This window comes from Leptothrix ochracea L12 (assembly GCF_000262525.1).
In genome coordinates this window covers 1-8,465 of the sequence record NZ_JH660691.1, presented here as the reverse complement: position 1 = coordinate 8,465, position 8,465 = coordinate 1, and the positions used below count along the sequence as shown (strand labels likewise).

Sequence of the window (8,465 nt, the reverse complement as noted above, 5' to 3'; positions counted from 1 at the left end):
GGGTGATTGTTTTGGCCAAGCGCAATTTGGATGAAGCCGCGACAGCGTGGGCTCAAGGAGGCATTGTTGGCGTCTTTGATGGTGATGACGACAGCGTGGATAGCCATGTCCGTGATACCCAAGATGCGGGTGCTGGACTGGTGGATGAACATACCGCTCGTTTCATCGCTGAGCGCAGCGCTGAAGCCGTGGCTTGGTTGGTGGAGCGGGGTGTGCCGTTCTCACCCGATCCGGCGGGGCCTTTGGGATTGCATCTGACGCGGGAAGGTGGTCACACCGTGCGGCGTATCGCTCACGCAGCTGACGCTACCGGCCGAGCGATTCATCAGGCCTTGCTGGCTGAGGTGGCGCGCCATCCCAACATCGAGGTACGCCATCCTTGGATGGCTGTGGATTTGATCACTTCAAGGCATGTGCGACGTCAAGAGCGCGCTCATTGCTACGGAGTCTACGCTCTCGATATCCGCAACGGGCGGGTTGAAACTCTGCCGGCTAGCGCAGTGGTGTTGGCTAGCGGTGGGGTGGGTAAGGTGTATCGCTACACCAGCAATCCGGATACTGCGACCGGTGACGGTATCGCGATGGCTTGGCGCGCTGGCTGCCGTGTGGGCAACATGGAGTTCATTCAGTTCCATCCCACCTGCCTTTACCACCCACAAGACCGCAGCTTTTTGATCACCGAGGCCTTGCGCGGTGAGGGCGCTTATCTGCGTTTGCCCGACGGCACGCGGTTCATGACCGCGCATGATCCGCGTGCCGAGTTGGCGCCGCGCGATATCACTGCCCGGGCGATTGACTTTGAGATGAAGAAGCACGGCATCGATCACGTTTGGCTTGATGCGACCCATCTTGGCGAAGACTTTCTCAAGTCGCATTTTCCAACCATTCATGCGCGTTGCTTGGCGTTAGGCATCGACATTGCCAAACGCCCCATCCCGGTAGTGCCGGCGGCGCACTACACCTGCGGTGGGGTGGTGACCGATTTGCATGGTCGTACGGATTTGCCCGGGCTCTACGCTGTGGGTGAAACCACCTACACGGGGCTGCATGGTGCCAATCGTTTGGCCAGCAATTCACTCCTAGAGTGCGTGGTTCTGGGTCAAACCTGCGCTAAACACATCTTGGAACGGTCGGCATGTGATCGACCGATGTTGCCGGTTTGGGATGAAAGTCAGGTGGATGACGGTGATGAGCAGGTGGTTATCTCGCACAACTGGGACGAGTTGCGCTTGGTGATGTGGAACTACGTCGGCATTGTGCGCACCACCCGGCGCTTGGAGCGTGCCTTGCACCGCATTCACTTGTTGCGCGGCGAGATTGATGAGTACTACGCCAACTTCCGCGTCAATCGCGATTTGTTGGAGTTACGCAACTTGCTCGAATGCGCCGAGCTGATCGTGCGTTCGGCCCTGATGCGCCACGAAAGTCGCGGCCTGCATTTCAGCCGCGATTTCCCGGATACCCTGCCTGTGAGTTTCCCCACGGTTTTGATGCGTGAAGCCCGTAGCGCGCGGTTGGGTGATGCGGAAACCCTGCGGGTCTGGCCGATCGGCAAGGGCTCTTGAGCTTCTTGGTCTAGGCGGACTTAAGCGGCCCCGATACCGCTGACAAGGCCGACAGGCTTGGCTGTCGCAGCGGTGAAGCCGAGCATCCGGTCGATACAGCGCAAAGCGGTGCGCCCAAGGGCAGGGTCGATTTCAACCGCCCCGGTGCCGCGTTCAAGGCAATCCACCAAGCCTTGCAGTCCGTTCATCGCCATCCACGGGCAATGGGCGCAGCTTTTGCAGGTGGCGCTGTTGCCCGCCGTGGGTGCTTCGAGCAAAACTTTGTTGGGTGCAGCTTGGCGCATGCGGTGAAACATGCCGTTGTCGGTGGCAACGATGAACTCAGGCGCATCGAGCTCCATCACGGCCTTGAGCAGCGCCGCTGTCGAGCCGACCACATCGGCCTGCGCGACCACCGCAGCCGGTGACTCGGGGTGCACCAACACCTTGGCCAGCGGGTGCTCTTGGCGCAGCAGTTCTAGCTCGCCGCCCTTGAATTCATCGTGGACGATGCACGCACCGTTCCACATCAGCATGTCGGCGCCGGTTTGTTCTTGGATATAGCGCCCGAGGTGCCGGTCTGGGGCCCAGAGAATTTTTTGACCTTGGGCATGCAAATGGCTCACGATGGCCAAGGCGCATGAACTGGTCACCATCCAATCAGCCCGGGCTTTCACGGCCGCACTGGTGTTGGCGTAGACCACCACGGTGCGATCCGGGTGGGCATCGCAAAAAGCGCTGAAATCGTCGGTGGGGCAGCCGAGGTCCAGTGAGCAAGTGGCGTCCAGATCGGGCATCAGCACCGTTTTGTGCGGCGACAAGATTTTGGCGCTCTCGCCCATAAAGCGCACCCCGGCCACCACCAAGGTTTGAGCGTGGTGATCACGGCCAAAGCGGGCCATTTCTAAAGAATCGGAGACGCAACCGCCGGTTTCGAGCGCCAGATCCTGTAAATCGCCATCCACGTAGTAATGGGCGACCAAGACCGCTTGGCGTTCTTGCAGCAGCTGGCGCGCTCGGTCTTTGAGGGCAAGGCGTTCAGTTTGGGTGAGGGAGCAGGCACCTTGGCCCAAGCATGGGCGGTGCAGGTGGCGCCCGAAGCAGAGGGGCGGTCGTAGTCGAAGGCGGCGATGTGGCTCATCCCGCCATCGTACTAGCTAGCCCAGAGCTTGGATGGTTTCCATGACCCGGAAACGCGTGATCGCCAGATTGCTTCGGAGCTTATCGAGCACGGCCAGCAGGAAGTATTCGGGGTGGGCAGGTAGCACCCGCAGGATGTGATAACGCGTGCCGGCGGTGACGAGAATTTCTTCCACCGGCTCGTTGGGTTTCCAGTGACCCAGAGAACGCAGCGATTCGCGATGAGAACGCAAGATGTCGCTGCCCGCTTGCGCGGCACGGTCAATGTCTGGGCCATAGCCACTGCCGGCAAAAACATGTCCACGTCGAACATCCGCAATGGCGACATAAATCAGGCCATCCACCTGCATCAGATCTTGCAATAAGCACTCCGTGCGCAACAGTTCGGGCAGCGAGGCGGGGGTGGTTTCTGGCGTGATCAGGGTGAGCGGGCCAGACAGGGTGTTGCGTGGCGTGAGGTGGGGTGCTGCCTGCTGCTGGGCGGCCATCGCCGCCATGGGGGCGTGGACCAATGGGGGGCTGGCGTGTGTTGCGTTGCCAGCGGTACCCGCTGCCGCTGCAAGGCAAACATGCTGCCAGTGGCCGAGCAGTTTGTTCCAAACGCCGCTGGCGCTGCTGATCGACTCGCTGACTGTTTGAACTTGGATATGGCGCGGCCAGACGGTGCGTTCAATCTTGGTGACGATCCAGTGCGCACCGGTGGGCAGCAAAAAAAGCAGGTGCGGGCAGCGCCAGTCAGCGCTGGCGGTGACGGTTTGCAGCATGCGCAGCATCTCATCGACCGAAGAAGGGTGCATCTGGTGATCCACCACCACAGCCCCCAAATCAGAGCGCTCCATCAGTGTGAGCGGAATGCTGGCGATGTCACTGCTGCGTCCGGGGACGTCAGCGTGATAGATGCGTAGCGTTTCATCGCTGTTGCGTGGCAAGCTGGTGCGTTCAATGGTGGCCAAGGATTTAAAGGTACCTTGATCGCGCACATGCATCCGGTCCACCGGTTGCCCTGTGGCATCCGACAGCGTTCTCACCACGGCACCTGCCCAGACCCGTGCCGGGTCAAACAGCGTGATCATGCGCTGCCGGGTGGTGGTTTGGGCTTGCTCAGTGTGGGTTTGAGCCAAATGCATGCGCAGGGTCTGAGCCGGTGAACCATTGACGAACAGGTCATAGACCTGCTGGGGCTGGGCACCTCCGGGTGCTTCATGGACAGCCCGAACCGCTTCTTCAAGAATCGCGGTGGATGCAAAGCCGCTGCCTGAGGCAAGCGAAGACTTGGGGTCGTATCCGGCGCCATTGCTGAGGCCACCTGGCGGTGGTGCCGATGGGGCGAAGCCCCCCGTCTCACCCAGCTGGGGGCGATGCAATTCCCGGTTGTGCGGGGTCAGCTCTGCGAGCAGGGTTTTCAGCAGCATCTCAGGTCATTCCCACTCAAAAAAACATCGTGCTGGTCAAAAGCTTGATGCAAGGTAGCTAGGTATTCAGTCGATCCCATGGTTTAGGGCGAATGTAAAAGTCTATGGTGATTCATGGGGTTACATCGGGACATCATTTAAGCGAGAACGTGGGGTTATTTGTTGTTATGAAGCCACGTATGTGCAGCAAAAAGATCATGAACATGCATGGTAGCGAGAAGGCTGCATTTGGCGATCCGCTGATCAGCAATTCTTCATGGTTAGACGGAACAATCGGCGTGGCTTCAGTTCGACGCCACTCCACTCCTCTGACCCATGCATACATTGATCACGTCTTTTTGGCAGCGCCGTTGTTCAGCGCATTCTGCGGCTTTGGCGTTAGCGATTTTGGCGGGTTGGGGTGGTGCTGCATCGGCGCAAAGTGTGACGAGTGGGCAGGCGCTCTACGCCGGGTGTGCGGGCTGTCATGGAGCGAGTCCGGCAACGGGTGCTGCCAAGATTCAGCTTGGTACCAGTGCGGCGGTGATTCAAAACGCCACGCTCAATGTGGGGGCGATGCGCGGAATCACTTTGAATGCGACGCAAGCGGCTGATTTGGCCGCATTCATCGCTGCCAACGTGTCGGGTGGCGGCATCTCGTCCACGGGCACAACGACAGGCGTTGCTCCTGCGCCATCAAGTGGTTTGTCAAATGGCCAAGCGTTGTACGGCATGTGCTCGGGCTGTCACGGTACAGCTGCCAGCGGAGGTCGTGGCATTGGCAAAGCGACCAGCGCCTCCGCCATCCTGAATGCGATTGCCCGGGTGGGTGCTATGCGTGGCCTCGGTTTGAGTACCACTCAAGCAGCGGATCTCGCTACTTACATCAGTAGCCAACGGGGGGGTGGTACCTCCGGCGGTGGGTATGGCGGCGGGGAAAGTGGTGGCGATGGTGGTGGCGATGGTGGCGGTGGCTATAGCAGTCGTGAAAGTGCGCATGGTTTTGGCAATCAGCAAGCCATGATGGCGTCTGGGGGCTGCACGGTGGCTCGTTCTGACCAAAGTGCCGATCCTTTGTGGCTTTGGATGCTTGTGGGCGCTGGCTGGATTTTGCGTACCCGCCGGACGGCGAAGGCGTGAACCATTGCATGGATGGGCCACTCACACATCGCAGATAAGGGAATGCTCAGGCAACAAATCGAGCTGGCATCCACCCCTAACGTGACCTTGATATTCGCGTCGAACCTGCGACCATGGCAAAAGGCCGAGCTACAGCTCGCTGCGTAGAGAACGGCTCCATTGTCTGCACTCTGAGCCCATGCACCGTGGTGACCCAGACTCAGCACACCTAGGGCCGATGCCACCAGGACACGATGCAGGATCGCTGGGCCAAAGGATCGATGATGTGTTCGAGACATGGTCAGAGCTTTCAAACGAGACGGGCGGGCGACATCTTAGCGATGTCCCCACCCCCGGAAGTACCCCGTGTCATGCACGCTGATGCATGCCCTCAGGCGGTACGTGACGTCTTATGTGTGTCGGCCACCCGACGCATGCGCAAAACCACCCCGGCACCGATCAGCAACAGCAACCACAACGGATCCATCGGTTGATTCGATCGACCCAAGGTGCACCCTCCCATCAAGCCAGCCACCCCCCCTGAAGGACCGGCCGCCGCAATGTAAGCCGCGATATCGGAAGCTTGTTCGTTCGTGACAAAGGCCAAGGAACCCATGTGGCCCTTGTTGCGAGCAATGGCGCTCAAGGTACTGCCGGAGTTCGTGGCTTTAGCAACATGCTCTCCACCGTTCGCAGCACCACCGTGGCAGCGCGAACACATGGCGGTATAGAGCACAGAACCACGATCGACGGACGTTGACGCCGTGCCTGCAGTGACGTCAGCAGCAATGAAGGCGGCCACGTCATCCAACTGCGTTGCCGAGAGGTTAAACCGAAGGTCATACCCTGCCGTTGGGCTCATCGCCACAGGGAACTTGACCATGGCGTTCTGAATCACCGCGGCACTGACCCCCAAATTGACTCGGGCATTACCACTTGCAGGTGCAGGTCCATGACAGGCTGCGCAAGTGCCAGCATACAAAGCCCGCCCATTAGCAACATTACCCGTCGCACTCGCAGCCACATCGGCCGCCACGTACGCAGCAATATCCGCCAACTGCACCGAAGACAAACCCGCCAGAGAAGGCATCAGCTTCATGGTCGGGCTATTCGTCGTGATCGCGGCTTGCAGCGCCGTGGCCGTGGTGGCTTTTTGCACATTCAAGATACCCACAGCAGGGTTGGTATTGCCGTGGCATGCCTTGCAATTGGCATCAAACAGTCCTTGCCCTGTGAGGGCATTACCCCCAGTCGTGGTCTGCGCATAGCCCGCTACACACCCCAACAAGCTCAGGGCAGCAGCAACAGCACAAAAGATGCGACGCGGTGCGGTAAGACGGGCAAGGTACGACATGGGAAGAAAACTCTGGTGAGGAGCATGTAAAAGACAACGGAGTGAAGTGTCCGCGTCAACCCCGTCACCTTCCTGATCCTTCCCTTAGCGGCGGCGTGCGCCCTAAGCACATCACAAACAAATCACACTTTGACCGAGCGTCTCAGTCCCAGAACGCCCATCGCCGTCATCAGCATCAAGAGCCACAGCGGATCCGCCGGTTCATCGGCTGACCCAAGGGTGCATCCGCCACCGAGCCAACCCTTCAAGCCACCCGTGGGGCCCGCAGCACCAATGTAGAGCGCGATATCGGTGGCTTGTTCATTCGTCACAAAAGACAAAGAACCCATGCCTCCTTTATCGCTGGCAATGGCGTGCAAGGTCTTATCCGGATGCGTGGCCTTGACCATGCGCTCGCCCCCACGAGCCGCCCCACCGTGACAACTCGAACACATCGTGGTGTAGAGCACCTGCCCACGATCGATCGGCGTCGAAGGCGTTCCCGCCGCCACATCAGCAGCGATGAATGCAGCCACGTCATCAAGCTGGGCTGGGGTCCACGTAAAACGCAGCGGGCCATAAGAGACCGAGGGGCCCATCGCCGCCGGAAACTTGGTGATCGCGTTCTGGATCACCGCCGCACTCATGCCCAAGCTCACCCGTGCATTGCCGTTGGCCGGTACAGGGCCATGGCACGCTGCACAACTGCTGGCGTACACCGCCTGACCCTTGGCAACGTCGCCCGTGACATGGGCACTCACATCTGAGGCCACATACGCCGCGATATCGGCCAACTGCACCGAAGAAAGCCCTGCCAAAGAAGGCGTTAGCTTCATGGTCGGGCTATTCGTGGTGATCGCAGCTTGCAGAGCCGTCGCCGTGGTGGCCTTTTGGACAACGAATGTGCCAGCAGCCGGGTTGGTGTTGCCGTGGCAGACCTTGCAGTTGGCATCGAACAATCCCTGTCCGACAGCCGCATTCCCAGCCACGGTCGTTGTTTGAGCAGTAGCTAGACCGCCAGCAAGCAGACCCAACGCTGCAACAGCAGCGCGAAATACATGACCAGACATACGCATCTTCAAACAGCCCGACGACGGATCCCAAGCACCAAGCCGGCTCCAGCCAATAACAGCAACCACAGCGGATCAGCGGCTTGATCGGCGTGGCCAAGAGTGCAACCACCAGCCACGGTCAAAGCGGGATACTGCGTCGCAGCGGCTCCAGCCGTGGTGGATTGTGTCGATGAAGTTCCCAGATTGGTCCCCGTCGTGCCAGTCGTACCCGTGGTGCCAGCAGCTGGGGTACTCGTCACGGTGCCTGAGACGCTGGCAACCACATAAGCCGCGAGATCTGAGGCTTGAGCAGCATTCAAACTCAAAGTACGCATCATGCGCACCTGAGCAATGGCACTCAGAATCTTGGTGCTACTGGTAGCTTTACGAATGCCCTGATAACCCGTCGCGGGGGTTGCGCCGTGGCAAGCCACGCACATGGCATAGAGCGCTTGACCCCGATCCACAGCCGTGGTGGGCGTCGTCGGCGCTACCGGCGTGGTCGTACCGCCACCGGCAATATCCGCTGCGATGAAAGCGGCCACATCCCCCAAATCGGTTGACGTCAACGCAAGAAGATTCGATCCACGCATCACAGGGAAAGATGCGATGGCGTTTTGAAGAACAACAGCACTCACTCCCAATTGAATGCGCGTCGCGCCAGTCGCGGGGGATGCACCATGGCACATAGCGCAGTTATTTGCATAGAGCGTGGCACCGTTGCTCACCACCTGAGCCTGAGCCACACCCGCACCCAGTGACAAGCCCAAAGCAGCCACGCTTGCAGTTAGAAGATGGCGAATGGATGTGACGAGTGTGAAGTGCAACATGTTGAGCAGCCTAGAAAAATCGGTTTGACGCCTGCGAAAGACGCCCGAAGTGTCTA

6 protein-coding genes and 1 pseudogene are annotated in these 8,465 nt (G+C 59.5%); 2 read left to right on the top strand and 5 right to left on the bottom strand.

The annotated features are described in order from the left end of the window. The first annotated feature begins 2 nt into the window (after positions 1-2). On the top strand, positions 3-1,565 hold the full coding sequence (nadB, locus tag LEPOCDRAFT_RS02130) for an L-aspartate oxidase (protein ID WP_009453571.1): 1,563 nt from the start codon (positions 3-5) through the stop codon (positions 1,563-1,565). A 20-nt stretch (positions 1,566-1,585) separates the two neighbouring features. Here the strand turns inward: nadB and nadA are convergent. Continuing rightward, positions 1,586-2,685 (bottom strand): annotated as a pseudogene (gene nadA, locus LEPOCDRAFT_RS02125) (quinolinate synthase NadA). 16 nt (positions 2,686-2,701) lie between these two features. Beyond that, the gene (locus LEPOCDRAFT_RS02120; RefSeq protein WP_009453569.1) at positions 2,702-4,096 is read right to left on the bottom strand and encodes a roadblock/LC7 domain-containing protein; all 1,395 of its coding nucleotides are present in this window, start codon (positions 4,094-4,096) and stop codon (positions 2,702-2,704) included. Between the two features lie 315 nt (positions 4,097-4,411). Between LEPOCDRAFT_RS02120 and LEPOCDRAFT_RS02115 the strand changes: the two genes are divergently transcribed. Beyond that, positions 4,412-5,215 (top strand): c-type cytochrome, encoded by an 804-nt coding sequence (locus tag LEPOCDRAFT_RS02115; protein ID WP_009453568.1) that lies wholly within the window; start codon positions 4,412-4,414, stop codon positions 5,213-5,215. 370 nt (positions 5,216-5,585) lie between these two features. Here the strand turns inward: LEPOCDRAFT_RS02115 and LEPOCDRAFT_RS02110 are convergent, their stop codons facing one another. The 3 genes from LEPOCDRAFT_RS02110 to LEPOCDRAFT_RS02885 form a co-directional block, all read right to left on the bottom strand. Next, positions 5,586-6,548 (bottom strand): c-type cytochrome, encoded by a 963-nt coding sequence (locus LEPOCDRAFT_RS02110; RefSeq protein WP_009453567.1) that lies wholly within the window; start codon positions 6,546-6,548, stop codon positions 5,586-5,588. Between the two features lie 122 nt (positions 6,549-6,670). Continuing rightward, complete coding sequence (locus LEPOCDRAFT_RS02105) at positions 6,671-7,597, bottom strand: c-type cytochrome (RefSeq protein ID WP_245526377.1); 927 nt, start codon at positions 7,595-7,597, stop codon at positions 6,671-6,673. Between the two features lie 8 nt (positions 7,598-7,605). Then, positions 7,606-8,465 (bottom strand): JDVT-CTERM domain-containing protein (locus LEPOCDRAFT_RS02885; protein WP_043909864.1); only part of this gene is annotated, 860 nt, incomplete at its 5' end.

Coding starts and splice junctions, on each gene's coding strand:
- LEPOCDRAFT_RS02120 (WP_009453569.1), bottom strand. CDS start 4,096: ATGCTGCTGAAAACCCTGCTCGCAGAGCTGACCCCGCACAACCGGGAA.
- LEPOCDRAFT_RS02105 (WP_245526377.1), bottom strand. CDS start 7,597: ATGTCTGGTCATGTATTTCGCGCTGCTGTTGCAGCGTTGGGTCTGCTT.
- LEPOCDRAFT_RS02110 (WP_009453567.1), bottom strand. CDS start 6,548: ATGTCGTACCTTGCCCGTCTTACCGCACCGCGTCGCATCTTTTGTGCT.
- LEPOCDRAFT_RS02115 (WP_009453568.1), top strand. CDS start 4,412: ATGCATACATTGATCACGTCTTTTTGGCAGCGCCGTTGTTCAGCGCAT.